This is a genomic window from Ideonella sp. A 288 (assembly GCF_002198735.1).
Lineage (GTDB): Bacteria > Pseudomonadota > Gammaproteobacteria > Burkholderiales > Burkholderiaceae_C > Pseudaquabacterium.
Genome location: NZ_MWLO01000095.1, coordinates 1 through 16,645 on the forward strand (window position 1 = coordinate 1; position 16,645 = coordinate 16,645).

Consider the following 16,645-nt stretch of genomic DNA (forward strand, 5'->3'; position numbering starts at 1 on the left):
AGCTGTACAGCGCTGAGCACCGCGTGCATCTCAGCCTGTCCGGGCTGTGGAGTTACACCACGCGATGGGACACGATCGTCCGTCCGGCATGTCGCCGCCCCAGCGACGCCTGGCAGGGCTTGGTTCTGAACTTCAAACCCGACATTACTCTTGTGGCCAGCAGCCAGTCGCACTTCCTGTCAGCGCTGAAGCCTTGCAGCTCAGACCCGTTGTCCGGCCCGCCAAGCCCCTGGCGTGATGCCCGTCCAGCGTCGGAAGGCACGCGTGAACGAGGTTTGCTCGGCATAGCCAAGCCGGCTGGCCACCTCGACCAACTGCAAACCCGGCATGGCCAGCAGTCGGGCGGCCTCCTCACGGCGGAATTCCTCAACCACGTCGCTGAAGCTGCGGCCGATGTCTGCCAGCCGGCGCTGCAGCGTGCGTTCGGACACGCCCAGCAGTTCGGCCATGCGTGCGGCGTCGGCGCGGCCCTGTGCCAGCGCGTCGCGCAGGCGCACTCGAAGGGCGCGCTCCAGCGTCGAGTCGCCCGCTTGAGCCAGCTGCAACTGCGCCGCCATGCCCTTGAGCGTGGCGTGCAGGAAGGCGTCGGCACTGTGGGTTGGAAGGTGCCATATTGCGGCGTCGATCAGCATCTCGGCGCACGGGTGCTGGTACGTAGGCTCCAGGCCGAACAGGCGCGAGCGGACGTCGTCGTTGCCCGGCCGCGCCAACGGCAGCCCCAGCAACAGCGGTGCGAAGGTGCCGCCACTGACATAGCGCAGGCGGCTGAACAGCGCAGCCAGTGTGAATTCCAGCGCCTGATCCGGCAGCGGCCCCAGAGCGCGCACGCGCAAGGCACGCACACCGTCGTCCAGGAGGTCGATCTCCAGCGCCGTGTCGCTGGACACCATCGCGAAGTGCAGAACCGCTGAATCGCAGCAGCCGGCCACTGTGTCAGCACTGCCCACCAGGTAGTCCAGTGCGCCGAAGGCACCGAAGGGGATGGCATGGGCCAGCGCGCTGGGCAGGCCAGGCTGGCCATAGAGGCGCTCGGCCTCGTCCCACATGTCCAGGTAGGCCTGCACCGGCACCAGCGCGTCTGGCGCTTGCGGCAACGGCCCCAGGCGCGCATGCACGCGCCGGGTGTCCAGGCCCAGCGTGGCCAGGCCCTGCAACTGCAGCCGCAGGGTGAGCGCGGGCAACCAGGCCGGTGCTTCAGGCATGGCGCCAGATGTTCAGGGACTGGCGCGCGATGGCAAGCCGGCGGATGAACCGATTCATACATTGGCTCCATCGACAACGGACCTGGAGCTTAGAGCAATGAAACGACGCTCATTCATGCTGGTGCTGGCCGCAGGCGGCGCGGTGATCGCGTTGCCGGGCTGCGATGCGATGCCGTCCACGGCCACGGCGCCGTGGCTGGCACCCGGCGCCACCGAGACCGACCCTCGGTTGCGCGCGCTGTCCTGGGCACTGCTGGCGCCCAACCCGCACAACCTGCAGAGCTGGGTGGCCGATATCCGCGAGCCCGGCCTGATCCGCCTGTCGGTGGACCTGCAGCGCCTGCTGCCGGCCACCGACCCACCCCACCGGCAGGTGCTGATCGGCTGTGGTGCCTTCCTGGAACTGCTGTGCCAGGCCGCTGCCCAGCAGGGCCAGCGCGCCGAGGTGACGCTGCTGCCCGAAGGCGAGTACGCCGCCGGCGGCGTGGATGCCAGGCCCTTTGCCACCGTGAGGTTGAGCGCCGATGCCAGCGTGCAGCCCGACCCGCTCTTCGCCGCCGTGCCACTGCGCCGCACCAACCGCGCGCCCTACACCGCGAAGGTGCCCGACACCCAGGCGCTTTTGCATTTGGCCGCCGCGGCTGCCCGCCCAGGCATCACGCTGCGCAGCAGCACCGACGCCACCAAAGTGCAGCGCTTGCGTGAGCTGGCCATCGCCGGCTACCGCGTGGAGTTCGGCAATGCGGCCACGTGGACGGAGAGCGCCAACTTCATGCGCGTCGGCGCTGCGGCGGTGGCGGCCGAACCTTCGGGCGTTGCCGTCACCGGCACCATGGCCTGGTTCGGTCGACAACTGGGCATGCTGAGCCCCGAGGCGCTGCGCAGGACCGATGGCGTCGCTGCCAGGACGGCCATCGACAGCTCGACCGAAGCCGCCACGCACACGCATGCCTGGGCCTGGCTGAGCAGCGCCGACAACAGCCGGCGCACGCAGATCGAGGCCGGTCGCGCTTACATGCGAACCGACTTGGCCGCAGCGCAAGTGGGGCTGGCCATCCACCCGAACTCGCAGGTGCTGCAGGAGTTCGAGGCGATGTCCACGCTGTACGACCGGTTCCACGCCGAAGTGGGCGTGGCACAGCCGGCGCGCGTGCAGATGTTCGTGCGACTGGGCTATGCCGCGCGCCCTGAGCCGGCGCCACGACGCCCCCTGGGCCGGCTCGTGCGCGCCTGAGTCTGCAGAGTTTTGCGCCGTGCTTTGCACGCGGCTCCTTTCTGCTTCCATGTTCACGATCACCCCAATCTGGTGTCCTTCATGAAATCCGTCCAAACCATCATCGCCATCGCCACCATCGCCGCCCTGTCGGTCTGCAGTACCGTCATGACCACCGCACACAGCGGCTATCTCAGCGACTACAGCGCCCTGGCCGAGGCACCCGATGCAGCATCGGCCAGCCGGGCCGCGGCACGGGCCATCGATCCTGCGCAAGTGTCGATTTCCGAAGTCGTCTGGCGCGTCGATGCGCGCAGCGACATCGGCAACGACGAGCGCGACGCCCTGCTGGCGCAACTCCAGCGCGAGTTGCAGCAAGGCGTGCAGGCGCTGCCGGCTTCGCCGCAGGGCCGGCCAGCGCAGATCCGCGCCGCCATCACGCGGGTGGAGACCGTCTCGCCAGCCCTCAACACCGTGGGCACGTTGCTGCTGATCGGCCCCTTGGACCGCGGCGGCGCTGCCGTTGAAATCGAGGCTGTCGATCGCCTGACTGGCCGCCAACTGGCCGCGCTCCGCTTGGGCTATTTCGCACCGCTCAGCGACATTGAGGCCCGCTTCAGCAAGTTGGCACCGGCCGAAATCGCGCTGCGCAAAGCAGCGGTTGACTTCGCTGCGTTGCTGCAGCCGGCCAGCGTGGCTGCCAAATTGGCCTCCCGTTGAATAGTCGCTGGCGCGCCAGCATTCATACAGTCAGCGATACCGCTCCTGGCCGGGTCGGGCCAAAGCGGCCCTCAAGGTCGTCGCCGGAAAGCTGACCTTCGCCGGCATGGCGAGGCCGCATTTTCGAGCGCGTCGCGAAGGACCGCTGATGGCCGGGACTACCAGTTCGCGGTCAACGCCGACACCGGCCAATCGATCCGCCGCAGGCTGAGCGGCCAGTTTTCGAAGCACTCAGCTCACCATCCCAAGCCATCTGCGACATCCGCGGCCCTGAGCGCAACGCCCCGAAGCGGCCGGTCGCATCTGCACTGAAGTCTGACCTTGGCTCCGAAAAACGTACCCCTTTCTGAACCCCCGAAGGTGGCCCCGTAGCGGTAGGCACACACAGGTACGCGGCACACGAGGCGATTGAGGCGCAGCGCGCGGCTGGAGACCGTCCGAGGTCACCGCCGCTGCATGCACAGCCGCAGTCGAGACTTGGCGGCGGCACGGGTGGGCCGCTGGTCGGACATCAGTCCTTCAGCTTGAGCTTGCCGGCCTGCCACAGCAGGAAGGCTTGGATGTCGGCTTGCTGCGCGTCGGCCTGGCTGGCGGTGCTGCCGATGCCGTGGCCGGCCTGCAAGTCCAGCCGCAGCAGGACGGGCCGGCCACTGCCGCTGGCGGCCTGCAGCCGCGCCGCGGTCTTGGCGCTGTGCCACACATCGACCCGCGGGTCGTTCATGCCGTGCACCAGCAGCACGCCGGGGTAGGCGGTGCCATCCTTGATCTGGTGGTACGTGCTCATCTCCAACAAGGCCTTGAATTCGCCCGGGTCCTTGACCGTGCCCATCTCGGAGATGTTGGTGCTGCCGTTGGCGCTATCCTCGAAGCGCACGGCGTCGAGCACGCCCACGTCATAGACCGCCCCCGCAAACAGCTCGGGCGCGGTCGTGGTGGCGCGGCCGACGAAGATGCCGCCGGCGCTGGTGCCCATGGCCGTCATCGTCGTGGGCGAGCCGTAGCTCTGCGCGATGAGCCAGCGCGCCGCGGCCACACCATCGAGCCAGGTGTTGGGCTTGGTCTGCTTGAAGCCGGCGCGGTGCCAGGCTTCGCCGTGCACGCCGCTGCCGCGTACGTTGACAATGGCCACCACGCCGCCGCGTTCGATCCAGGCAATATAGCTGGGCCAGTAGCCGGCGGTCATCGAGATGCCGTACCCGCCATAGCCGACCAGGAGCACTGCGTGGCTGCCGTCCAGCGCCAGGCCCTCACGGTGCAGCACCGTCATCGGCACCTTCACACCGTCGTGACTGGCATACTCGACTTCGGTCACGCGCACCGGTGTCGTTTGCACCGCAGGCTCCACGCTGCGCAACGACACTGGCAGCGCCCGCTGGCCCTGCAAGCGCAGGTGGCGGGCGGGCTCGGTCCAACCCGAGAAGGCGAGAATCACATCGTCATGGTCAGCCGCTGGTGCGCCCGTGGGCCAGGCCGCGCCGGCAGCTGGCATGACCACGGCCTGGCCGGCTCGGTCGCCATCGACATGGCGGCGCGCTTGCACCAGGGTGCCCGTGCGGTGGCCCACAAGCAGGCCGCTGCGCGTGGGCATCATCCACTCGAGCATGCCGATGGCCGGCTCGGCCACCACCTCGGGCGCGTTCGTCAAGGTGCCGCGTGCCAAGTCCACCGCCACCACCTTGTTGCGCGGCGCGCCGGCGCGCGTCAGTACGAAGAGGCGGTTGCCCTTCAACGCCACGTCCTGCATCTTGTCGGCTGACTCTCCGATGGCGCGCCAAGCCATCCCGGGGCGGCCCAGTTGCGCCACCGGGCCGACGAAGAGCTTGCCCTCGGGTACCGTGGTGTCGGTGGTGCGCGCCACCACCCAGGGGCTGCCGGCCGCGGTGATCAACTCGCCGGAATCGATCCGGTCCAGCGCCAGTTCCGGCGTGTCGATGCGGCCGAACACCGGCACCAGTTTGCCCGGCGCCGCCAGCCGCAGCAGGAACACGCGGCTGTCCATATAGACCTCGGTCTCGGGCGCATTGGGCGCCTTGGCCTGCAGCTGATTGAACAGCAGGCCGCGACTGTCAGGCAGCCAGTGTGCGGGTGAGAGCACGCGCGGCACCGGCTCGCCCAGGGTCTTGCCGCTTTTCAGGTCCAGCACTGACAGCGACGCCTGCTCCGAGCCGCCGGCCGACATGCCGTAGGCCAGGTAGCGCCCGTTCCACGAGGGCGTGAAGTGGTTGATGGCGTGCGGCACCTTCGTGCGCCTGGTCTCCACGGCAGGGTCCACCAAGACCTGCTCCGTGCCGTTCAGGCCCTGGCGCATGACGAGCTTGAACTGGTTCTCGCCCACGTCGCGCTTGAGGTAGAACAGGCGGCCACCCGGCATCCGGATCAGGCCGCGTACGCTGTCCCCAGTGCTGCGCCTGATCTCGGTCAGGCGCGACTGGATGTCGCCGCGCTGGTCGATGCGGTCCAGCAAGGCGCGCGTGGCATCACCTTGCGCCAGCATCCAGGCCTGCGCACGCGGCGACTGCACGTCTTCCAGCCAGCGATAGGGGTCGTGCACGGTGGTGCCGTGATGCACCGTGGGCACGTCCTGCACTTCAGCCACCGGCGGGGCGGCCAGTGCCGCCACACTCGCCCCCAGCACCACCCCAGGCCACAGTCTCATCTCGGCTCCCTTCACTGGCCATACCCCCAAGCGACCGTCGCGCAGAGCCTGTGATGACCCCGTCGAGGCGCGGGCGCTAGCGCCGCACGAGCGCGGCGGGGCTGATTCTGCGCCTGCCGGAACCCAAGGGCTGCGGTGCGCCACGCGCAGCGGCGTGTATCAATCACACTGTGAGCCGCCTACCTGTGGTGCATACCTCCGTGGGGCGCCCCTCTGGTGACCGGTTGCTTCCGCCGCGACATCGACGAGACGGAATGCTAGGAACCTGCCTGTCGCCACCGTCGGCAAATAACCGACAACGTGAGTACAAGATCGCGCCAAGAAGCTGACGCAGAGGGCATCCGCGGACGCGCTTGACCACGAATGCGACGGACCAATTCGCTGGCCTCAGGGCGGCCAGGAACGACACGTGCGCGGTCCGAAGAATCAATCGTGGCGGCGTGAGAGGTCAATCGGTAGCCTTCAGGAGGCGCGCCCATTTGCCCGTTGTCGGTATGGCACTTCGCGCATCGACGTGCTAGCACTGGCTCGACGTGCGCCCAGGTGACATTGTCCGTCGTAACCGGCGCCGTCAATAGTGGAGGCGCGGACAGACTGGCAGCCCCTCGGGCGCACCACCGTTCACCTACTTCTCCAGCCTCGCGACCCATTCCTGGCTCAGGAAAGGCGGTCCGGTCATAGGCATGCGCGGCTGGCTGATCCCTTTGACTCGGCGGATCAGTTCACTGTTGCCGGCGTCGCCCGGCTTGATCGCCGCACCCCTGTTGCTCCCCCTCAGGATGGCACCAAGCTGTCGAGTCGCAACCCAGTTGCTGCCGAATCGCCCGAGTGACAGACCACACAACGTTGTGTCAGAAGCGGCGCGACGTCCGCGTGCGTCGGTGTGCCGCCCACCTGCGCCAAAGCAGCTGACGCCACCGGAAGACTGATGGCCACTTTGAACCCACTCTGCACAAGTGTCCTGTTCACTTCATCCCCCTATGACTGCCGCAAAGCAGCCCGAGTACCCCCTAACCATAGTGATGAAATTGATGATGACGAATGGCCGGAATGGTAATTAAATACCCTACCTGAGAACCGCGGTACCGCGGCCAGAGGGAGGTAGATCCGATGATTCAGCTTCGAGCTTTTCCGGCTTTGATCGGACTGGTGGCGTCCGGGATCGTTTCCCAGGCGGCTTGGGCTCAACCTAGGACCTGTGACGCCGACACGACAGTGGTCGCCGATGTCGTGGCCCTGGACATGCCCATGGTGTTCAACCGATTGGGCGCGCAGAACGTCAACTGGCAGATGTTTGCCTTGCGCCACGATCTGGTGGTGCGATCGGCCGGAAAGCAGCCCAGACCGCTCTCGACCGGCGATCTGCTCGACGCCCGCACCCTGCTGCGAAGTCAGCAGGTCACCCTGCGGCCTGATCTTCGCCCTCGTCCGTTGGTGCTTCGTGTTCCGGCGGGCCATTGCTTGCAGGTCAATTTCACCAATCTGCTGACGGGCATCGCCAACCCCTTCGAAGCCCACAAGAGCCCGCTGTTGCCGGCTGGCCATCCCATGGACCATCGCTCCGATGATCCAAACATGGACATCGACGATCAGGTTGCCAGCCGGCCCGTCGGCTTTCACCCGAACGGCCTCGAATTGGTCGGTTCGATTGCGTCCGACGCGTCTCATGTCGGTAGGAACGCCAGCAGCCTGGCGGCATCCGGACAAACCCGAAGGTATACGTTTTTCGCGCCGGCCGAAGGTACGTTCCTGGTCACGAACCCGGGCGCCGCCTTCGGCGGTGAAGGCACCGCCGGCACCAGCGGGACCGGCCTGTTTGGCGCCATTGCAGTACAGCCGGTGGGCGGACGCGCGTACCGCGCACAGGTGACCGAGGAAGAACTCCGACTGGCCACACGAATGCTGGGCGATCCTTCGCTGGTGGGGCAACCCGTAGTGCCTTGTGAACGCGATGCCCAGCGTGCTTGTACGAAGCTGGGCCAGCCGATCATTGACTATGAGGCGATCTACCCAGCTACTTCGCCATGGGCCGACGAAGGGAAAGCCGGGCTTCCAATCCTCGCCATGGAGCAGGTTCGGTCCGGCACCAGGACCCTTGTTCACGGTGACATCAATGCGATCGTGCTAGGGCCCAACAAGGACGGAAGCTTTCCGCGCAGCACGTACCCGATCGAGTCGACCGGGGTCACCAACCCCAGCCTGCCGAACAGGTTGGAGCCGTTTCGCGAGTTCGTCAGCGTGTTCCATGACGAGAATGCCGCTGCTCAGGCATTTCCGGGCATCTTTGATCACCCGGTCCTGAAGCACACATTGCATGGGGTGCGCGACGCCTTCATGATCAACTACGGCAGCGGCGGTGTGGGAGCCGAGGTCGTCGCCAACAGGCTCAAGGTTGGCCCGATGCATGACTGCGTCGACTGCGCCTTCGAAGAATTCTTCCTGTCGTCGTTCACCGTTGGCGATCCGGCACTTCTCGTGGACCGCCCGGCAAACCTCGGCCTCGAACAACTTGTTCCTGGCGCCCTCGAAGGTCCCGACTTGGTCGGCCTGAGCATGCATGGCGCGTTAGCCAGCGGCGTGCAGTCCCAACTCGAGCGCCTTGCTAAGGACCTCGCCGCAAGAATGCCTGGCCTGCCGCTCACAGGGCCGAAGGCCACCAAGGTCTTCTACCCCCACGACCCTGCGAATGTTCACCACAGCTACCTGGGGGACTTCGTCAAGTTCCGCAACCTGCACACGGGCAAGGAACAACACATCTTCCACCTCCACAACCACCAGTGGCTGTTCAACCCCAACGACGACAACTCGAATTACATCGACGCGCAGGCCATCGGGCCAGGATCCGGGTACACCTACGAGATCGCCTTCGGTGGATCTGGTAACCGCAACAAGAGTTCAGGCGACGCAGTCTTCCATTGCCACTACTACCCACACTTCGCGCAGGGCATGTGGTACCTGTGGCGCATTCATGACACCTTCGAGGCTGGAACGCCTCTCCAAGTCAGCGGGGACGCCAGCCAGCCTGGATTTCACAAGACACCCTACGCGCTGGCCGACGGCACTCCAGCGAAAGGCGGGCGAGCCCTCCCGGACGGCGAGATTGTGGCAGGCACGCCGATCCCGGCCATCGTGCCGCTGCCGGGCAAGGCACTCGCCTTGATGCCGGCGCAGGTCGAAGTGGTGGCCAATCCCAGGAAGCTGCCGGACGGACGGCCGATCGGGTCGCTGGCCCGAGTTCGTGACCGCGATCGCAACCCGGGCTTCCCCTTCTGGATTGCGGGCATCGAAGACACGGTCGGCTCGCGTCCACCGACCCCTCCACTGGACATGCTGGCCAGTGTGGGCGGTACCGACGGTGGTGTGCCGCGCCACGTGGTCGAAGGCTACGCAGCCGGGAGCAAGTCATTGGATACCTTCACACGCCTGGACGCCAGCAAGAAGGAAACTCTCGCGAAGCCGAAGTTCTTTCCTGAAGCGGGCACCGACGTTGAGCAGGTCGTCATGAAGTTTCATGCGCAGAAGTCGCATGTAAGCGTAGCGGTTATGCCCAGTGGCGCTGTGCAAGTCGGAGCCCCGTTCGTTACCAACGGGGGCAAGCCGGAAGCGGGGGCACCGTTCTTCGATCCTTGCGTGGACGATCAACGCCAACGACTGTCCGCAGGATTGACCGGGCGCTTCTTCGGGGCCGACGGTCTGAGCCTGACTGGGTCCAGCCCCTTCAATGCAGACACGCCGCGTATTTACAAGGGCGCCAACATTCAACTTGACGTCACCATCAACAAACTCGGCGACCACTACCCACAACAGCGGATCTTGACGCTGTGGGAAGACGTGGACCCGACACTCGCCACCGGATTTCGAAAGCTGCCGGGCGCGGCCGATGTCAAGGCCCCCAGACCCCCGGAACCATTGGTGCTGCGCATGAACACCTTCGATTGCGCACGATATCTGCACACCAATCTCGTGCCAAAAGAGTTCGAAATGGACGACTACCAGGTGCGCACACCCACCGACATCATCGGACAGCACATCCACCTGCCCAAGTGGGATCTTCCGTCGGCAGACGGGTCGGCCAACGGCTGGAACTACGAGGATGGCACCTTCTCGCCGGGCATGGTGCGCGGCCGCATCCACGCCATCAACGAATGGAACGCGGCGAATCCGACCTCTCGTGTACCCAATCCCTATGCTGCCGGGCAGCCCGCCTTTGATCCGAGCAAACCCGCCGTGGCGCCAACCGATGAACTGCGGCCGAGGGCGCACTACTTCTTCGGGCGGGGCGGCCCCTTCCAGAAAGACGCCAAGGCGTGTGAAGACGCGTGGATGACAGCCGGGTACAAGGCGTTCAACAACGAATCTGCCGACGGTCTGGCACGACCAGGTGTGTGCGATTGGCTCGGAGCCCGCACCACGATTCAACGGTGGTTTTCGGACCCCGTCATCAACAAGGAACAGCAGCACCGCGGGCTTGGCATTACCTTCACCCATGATCACCTCGGGCCGTCCACGCACCAGCAGGTGGGCCTCTACGCGACGATGCTGACCGAGCCGCCGGGGTCCACCTGGGTGCACAACGAGTCCGGAGAACTACTCTACAGCCGGGACGTGGCGGGCACCGATTGCAGCAAGGAGTTCGTGCCAGGCGCACCCTCCACGGGTCGATGCGACGGCGGACCCACGACCTGGCAGGCGGTGATCCGCTCTGCGGACGAGAAACTGCACGAGTCGCACCGCGAGTTCTTCCTGCAGTTCGGCGACTTCCAACATGCTTATCGAAAGGATGAGTTCCGAGGTGTCAATGAACTGGGCATCGTCGTGTCCAAGGCAGACGCCGGCAACCCCCAAGCGTTCCGCAAGGCGGTGACTCCTTCGTTCCGAAAGCCAGCCTCTCCCAACTTCCCTGATGTCGTGGCGCTCCCTGCGACCTGCCCAGGCGGCAAGGAGGAGTTCACGCTGAAGCGGCGCACAGCGAACGGGTCGATCGAGTCATTCGCTGCCGGAGGTCTGAAGGTCGACGTGCCGCGGCCATGCCCCGAGGTCATCTCCGCCGACGACATCGGCACTTTGGTGGTCAACTACCGTCAGGAGCCGATCGCCGCGCGCGTCATGAATCTGGATGGTCAGCGGGTTCATGATCTCACCACCGCCCAGGCCTCACAGGCCAGCGGCCGAAGCGGCGATCTGGCCTTCGCATACCAGTCGCGCACCGATCGAAAGTTGGCCGCACTGAATGATGTGAAGGGCGAGAGCCCCTATGAGCCACTGACACACGATGTTCGGCCGGGCGACCCCTATACGCCGCTGCTGCGAGCTTATTCGGGAGACCTTGTTCGCATCAAGATTCAGGCTGGCTCGCATGAGCACGAGCACACCGGATCGATCAACGGCCTGAAGTGGCTCCAGGCAGGCAGCGGATTTGGCGCGGCGCCGCATTCGGGCTGGCGGGGCGCGCAGAACATCGGCCTGTCTGAGCAGTTCACGCTGAGCACTCGAATCACCGACTATTTCAGCTCGAATCGCGTCAACAGCACGGACCGTCTGTACGCGACGGACGGCAGTCAGGACGGACTTTGGAATGGCGCTTGGGGATTGATTCGCACGCTGGAGCGCAGGAACCCGGCCATCGATAAGCAGCCCAACTTCCGTGACGATCAGGATCGACTGGTGGTTCTTCCCGCAAATCCGCTGCCGACACTGTTCGCTCCACAGGATGCGGCAATGCGCCGCAATGACTGTCCGGCGAATGCGCCGGTTCGGCAGTACAACCTGGTTGCCGGCTTGGCCAACCGGCTGTTGCCCAAGGCCGCCAACGTGACTTTACGCTCCGTCGGCGGTGTGGATGCGCTCGGCGGCACCCTGGTCTACAACCCTCGAACCACCACGGTGACACTCAACGTCTTCCATGAGGCGGACGACCCTCTCACCCCAGTGGACGAGCGCGCAGTCGTGAAGAGCACCCAGCACTTCGGTATTGGGCCGCTACACGATCCCACGGCGATCGTCATTGTCCGGAAGCAGGACATCGACATGGCCAAACGGCAGCTGAAACCTGGTGCCCCGATTGAGCCTGTCGTGCTGCGGGCAGCCGCCGGGGAATGCGTGCAGGTGACGCTTGAGAACTGGCTTCCCTTGCGTCGTGGCGCCATGCCGGATCTGGCGGGCTTTACCACGCTAAGCATGTTGATGCCACAGAAGATGACGGCTGGTTCAACCGAGCACACGTCGTTCAACAACAACCGAGTGCGCCCGTCCAATCACATCGGCCTGCATCCGCAAATGGTGCAGTACGACGTCCAGATGCACGACGGCACCGTGGTCGGCGCCAATCGGGAGTCACTCGTCAGTCCGGGCCATGTCATCACCTACAAGTGGTATGCCGGCGAGCTCAGCTTCTCCGCTCAGCAGGCATTCAAGGATCAGCAGTGCACTGTTGATGCCGGAGCCGCGGGCGGCTATGAGCTCGTCAATCAGCTGCGTGAGCACATCAGGGAAACGGTCGATGGGCCGCGACTCGTGCGTCCACCCAATCAGCTTTTCACCACAGAGGTTCTGCTCGCCCGTCTTGAAAGCCTGCTGTCACCCTTTGAGGAGGACGCTTCGTCACCCGCTCCGAGTGATGCGCAGGCATTGACCCTGCGCGCTGTGAAACCGCGCAATCTGTCGATCACGGCGACCGCACTCACCACGCTCAGGCGATTGCAGCCGTCGCTTACCAGAACCGACCTGATCGTCAGCGCTGCGCCCCCGTCGGGGTTGACCGCCCCGCAGTTCGATGGCCTGCTGCTCAGGAGCTTGCAGGCACTTGCTGCTGAGCCGGAAGTCGTGCTGTGCCTGGAAGCGGCCGTGCGTGGCGATCCACTTCGAGTGCCCTTGCCAGGTGAGGTTGCCGGAACCATATCCGGGCTTTTCACCTCACTTGGGGTGGCCGCTGTCACACCCACGACCGAGGACGCGGCGCCGACGTATCCACCCGAAGCTGCGTTCAGTGCCGTGGAGGCCTTGAACCGGCGCGAAGCGTGCGCCAAGGCAACCCGAGTGCCGATAGAACGTGCCCTGAGGCGTAGTTTGGACGGCAGCCTCTTCACAGCAAGTCAGAGCACGCTCATTGCGCAACGCTTGTCGGCCAGCATTGCCTACCTGGTCCCCGAACTGGATGACGATGCGTTGGGCAGCAAGCAACATGATGTGGCATTCGCGTGGCAGCGCGGGCGGGAGCGCGCTCCACTGATGCCGTCGACGACGCGTCTCGTGATGCCTGCCAAGCTGGGTGGACAGTGCCAATTCGCTGCCATCGAGTTCGGTGGAACCAACCTGACGCCCCCAGACCGGATCAAGCAGGGACAAAAGGCCGCTGTGGGCGCGCTGGTGATCGAGCCCGAGAAGAGCCTTTGGTGGGAGACCATTGACGACACGGCACTCGACCGGCAGAACCCTGGCGTTGCTCCGGGTGCCACGCGCACCAGCCGAGCGACTGCCCACGTCTTCTATCCTGCGAAGGTGCAGGGCGCTCAGACCGGCGACTGGCGCTTCTTCCGAGATCTGGTCGCAGTCCACCAGAAGGGACTGAACATGCGCTATGGCAAGCGCATAGCCGGCCTCTCGTCTGCAGTCGGCTCACTCGCGGCCGAACGCGAAGGGACTGTGGTGCCGCCGAATTCCATCGCGCCAGAGGATGCCCACGACGCTGGGCAGATGGCGATCAACTATGGCAGCGAGCCGCTCTGGTACCGATTCGGTATCGACCCATCTTCGCCGTTTGGTCACGGGCCGAATGCCAGCAACAGTGGCCTGCCCGGTGTTGGTCTGGGTGGCCTCGGCTTCGCATACGAGGCGTTTGCCGACGGATGTTGTTCCACCAACCCGTTGCAGCCTTCGCAGTCGACGTCCTCGCCAACGTCAGGGCCATACACACCGATCTTCAAGGTGCCGGCCATGGCGGAAACACGAGTGCGAGTCCTGATGCCCACCGGCGTCGGTCGAGCCAGTGTGATGGCGCTTCATGGCCATGGATGGCATCGCGATCCCTACCTTGCTGAGCGAACGTCGCCTATTCCTATGCCGGTTTTCAACGGTCCCGCGCTAGCCCTGACCGGCGGCCAGCCGCTCCCGGCAACAGTTCCGGCGCAGTATGGTGTGGCGAGCCAGTGTGAAGGCCGCAATGCGCTGGCGATGCACATTGGCGCCCAGGACAGTGTGACGCCGATGGCGCACTTTGATTGGCTGCTCGAGAGTGCAGGTGGAACTTATGGCTTGCCAGGGGACTACGTGATGCGCGATATCGGTGGTTTCGGGGTAACCAGCGGCCTTTGGTCGGTGATGCGGGTCTCCGAAGCTTCGATTCCGGTGGCATTGCGCAAGGGTCTGCGTACGGCATGTCATTGACCAGAGAGGGCTTGCGTTGTGCTCCGGGCAGTGTGTGGCTAGCTGCCGCGATGCTGTGCGTAGCAGCGGCTTCTGCGGTGGCGGCGCCGGCCGCCTCTCGCTGGAGCCATACGCTGAAGCAGGATGGAGTGACGGTAGCCCTGACCCTTGACGCCCTGACGGTCAACGGTTTGCAGGCGGGAGCGCTGGCGCGGCTGCGGGTTGTGTTGACGAGTAGCGAGGATGGCAGCCCGCTGCCTCGCGTTCTGCCTGGCGTTTGGTTCGACGTGCTGGACGGTTCTGATGCGGCAGCAGAAGACCTGTCAACCTGCCAGCGGCGAATCGCGCGGTATGCCCGCGGCACAGGCATCAACCCACAAGCGCTGCTGGACCTCAATGGGTACGACGTTCTGACACTCAACGCCGACGCCAGCATCTCGGTGCTTGATCCCCGCACCCAGTTTGCGGGCAAGACCAGCCTCAAAGCATCGTTGCCGCTACCTGGCCCGGGCTTTGACTGGGCGACCTCTGCGGACGATCGCCTCCTCTGGGTCAGCGTTCCGGCTGCGAATGCGGTCTCGGTTTCCGACCTCGCACAGATGCGCACGCTTCAAACGGTTGCGCTTGCAGGTCGTCCAGGACGGGTTCGAGTCGAGCCTGGCTCCGAACGGGCTTGGGTAGGGGTCGCCCAAGCCGACAAAGCATCTGACCCTGGCGGTATGGCCGTGATCGATCCGGTCCCGCCGTTTCGGCAGCACTGGCTGCCACTGGGCCGGGGGCATGCCGAAGTAGCCTTCGACCCTGCGGGCTGGGCAGCCGTGACCCAACGCGATGCAGCCGATGTTGTCTTCATCGACCGATCCACACTCAAGGTGGTCCGCCGCCAGACAGTGCCCATGAGGGGACAAGCGCCGCCACAACTGCTGGGCGTTCTGTTCGATGACCTGTCGCGCCGCTTCGTCGTCGTGGAAGCGCGAGAAGGGAACTTGTGGAGCTTCGATCACCGGGGCGAGCCTGTCGGATCAATGCCGCTGAAGCCAGGAATCGGCCCGATGGCGCTGACGCCCGACGGTCGATGGCTCTTGGTCGCAAACCCGTCAGCCCACAAAGTTGATGTGATCGACTTGCCGGCTTGGCGTCATGCTCAGACAGTTCCAGTGAGTGGGAGGCCATTCCAGATCGGAGCGACCTCGTCCTACGCCTACATACGTGCCCTGGATAGCGAAGCTGTTTCTTTGATTGCCATACCGTCCTTGTCTGGTACCCCGAGGGTTCAGAGCATTGCCATGGGGGAGAGGCCACCTGGTCGTTCTGCCAACCTGCCGCTCGCTGCCCAATTGGCGCCAATGATCGACGGAAGCGGGAGTTTTGTGGCAAGCCCCGGGGACAACGCGGTCTACTTCTACATGGAAGGCATGAACGCCGCGGCAGGCAGTGTTTCCGCGCGGGGTCACGAACTCCGTGCCGTACGAGTGGCTCGCCGAGGCTTGCGCGAAGGCGCACCTGGCACATACGAAATGCAAGTCGACCTGCCTGCTGCCAATCGACTGGTCGTCGCCGTTGCCACCGATGCGCCCCGGATGCGGCAGTGCGCTTCTGTCACCCTGGCTCCAGCCAGCCCCCTTGCGGCCCCAGAGTGGCAACTCGCGTGGGACGGGTTTCCCGTCACCGGGACCACACTGGCACTCCGAATCGAAGGCACGCCAGAACGCTCGTTGCCAGGTGCCGTCCAGGTGCGATTGTTCCAGCCCGGATCTGCTGGGCTCGATGTTGTTGCCCACGCGCGGGGGCAAGGCCGCTACCAGGCGGAACTACCGGACTTGGCCGAGGGCCTCTGGTATGTTCATCCAAAGCCACCCGATGGCTCCGGCGCGCAGTGGGCCTATGCGAGCTTCGTTCGATCTGCGGCCCGGAGGTGACGGCATGCAGCCCTCCTTGAACCGTCGGCAATGCATAGCGCTTGCAGCTGCAGGGTTGGCGGAGGCCAGTCTTGCACAAACGATCAGTGTTCCTGACGCCACATTGCTTCATCGCGACGGTCAGGCCGTGCGATTGCGAAGTGACGTCTGGCGCGACCGGACGGCGTTGGTCAACTTTGTGTTTACCACCTGCACGAGCTTTTGCGGAATTCAGTCGGCCATGTTGGCGCAGCTACAAGCAAAACTGGGTGCGCGACTCGGGAGGGAGGTGGTCCTGATCTCGCTGTCCATCGACCCGTTGAACGATGATCCGCCTCGCCTGCAGTCCTTCGCACGGACCTTCGAGCCGGGCCCACACTGGTGGTGGTTGACTGGGAGGCCGGACGCGATGTTCAAGACTTTGGAGGCACTTGGTGCAGATCGGGGTGATCCGCGCGACCACGCACCGTTGTGGCTTGCAGGAACGGCGAGTTCTCCGCGGCGGATCGTCGGGCTGCCGTCTCTCGCAAAGTTGGAGGCTGCGTTAGGCACACCGGGGAGGCTTTCTCCATGACGGGGGCGAAGGTGGACGTTG

At 65.0% G+C, this 16,645-nt stretch carries 8 protein-coding genes; 5 read left to right on the plus strand and 3 right to left on the minus strand.

From position 1 onward, the window contains the following. Positions 1–200 precede the first annotated feature (200 nt). Positions 201–1,202 (minus strand): AraC family transcriptional regulator, encoded by a 1,002-nt coding sequence (locus EOINJALH_RS08795; protein ID WP_088279981.1) that lies wholly within the window; start codon positions 1,200–1,202, stop codon positions 201–203. Positions 1,203–1,299: 97 nt separating this feature from the next. Here EOINJALH_RS08795 and EOINJALH_RS08800 point away from each other — a divergent pair, with 97 nt between their 5' ends. Together EOINJALH_RS08800 and EOINJALH_RS08805 are read left to right on the plus strand one after the other, a co-directional pair. Further along, a complete protein-coding gene (locus EOINJALH_RS08800; RefSeq protein WP_088279982.1) occupies positions 1,300–2,436 on the plus strand; it encodes an Acg family FMN-binding oxidoreductase in 1,137 nt (378 codons plus the stop codon). 81 nt (positions 2,437–2,517) lie between these two features. Next, positions 2,518–3,135: a DUF3313 family protein gene (locus EOINJALH_RS08805; RefSeq protein WP_088279983.1), complete on the plus strand. Its 618-nt coding sequence runs from the start codon at positions 2,518–2,520 to the stop codon at positions 3,133–3,135. Between the two features lie 511 nt (positions 3,136–3,646). Here the strand turns inward: EOINJALH_RS08805 and EOINJALH_RS08810 are convergent. Both EOINJALH_RS08810 and EOINJALH_RS33460 read right to left on the minus strand, forming a co-directional pair. Next, positions 3,647–5,791 (minus strand): prolyl oligopeptidase family serine peptidase, encoded by a 2,145-nt coding sequence (locus tag EOINJALH_RS08810; protein WP_088279984.1) that lies wholly within the window; start codon positions 5,789–5,791, stop codon positions 3,647–3,649. A 257-nt stretch (positions 5,792–6,048) separates the two neighbouring features. Beyond that, the gene (locus EOINJALH_RS33460; protein WP_088279985.1) at positions 6,049–6,441 is read right to left on the minus strand and encodes a c-type cytochrome domain-containing protein; all 393 of its coding nucleotides are present in this window, start codon (positions 6,439–6,441) and stop codon (positions 6,049–6,051) included. Positions 6,442–6,901: 460 nt separating this feature from the next. Here EOINJALH_RS33460 and EOINJALH_RS33300 point away from each other — a divergent pair, with 460 nt between their 5' ends. The 3 genes from EOINJALH_RS33300 (at position 6,902) to EOINJALH_RS31650 (ending at position 16,624) form a co-directional block, all read left to right on the plus strand. Beyond that, positions 6,902–14,173: a cupredoxin domain-containing protein gene (locus EOINJALH_RS33300; RefSeq protein ID WP_144289939.1), complete on the plus strand. Its 7,272-nt coding sequence runs from the start codon at positions 6,902–6,904 to the stop codon at positions 14,171–14,173. Positions 14,174–14,301: 128 nt separating this feature from the next. Continuing rightward, positions 14,302–16,071: a hypothetical protein gene (locus EOINJALH_RS31645; RefSeq protein ID WP_158219698.1), complete on the plus strand. Its 1,770-nt coding sequence runs from the start codon at positions 14,302–14,304 to the stop codon at positions 16,069–16,071. Positions 16,072–16,075: 4 nt separating this feature from the next. After that, positions 16,076–16,624: an SCO family protein gene (locus EOINJALH_RS31650; RefSeq protein ID WP_158219699.1), complete on the plus strand. Its 549-nt coding sequence runs from the start codon at positions 16,076–16,078 to the stop codon at positions 16,622–16,624. The last annotated feature ends 21 nt before the right edge of the window (positions 16,625–16,645 follow it).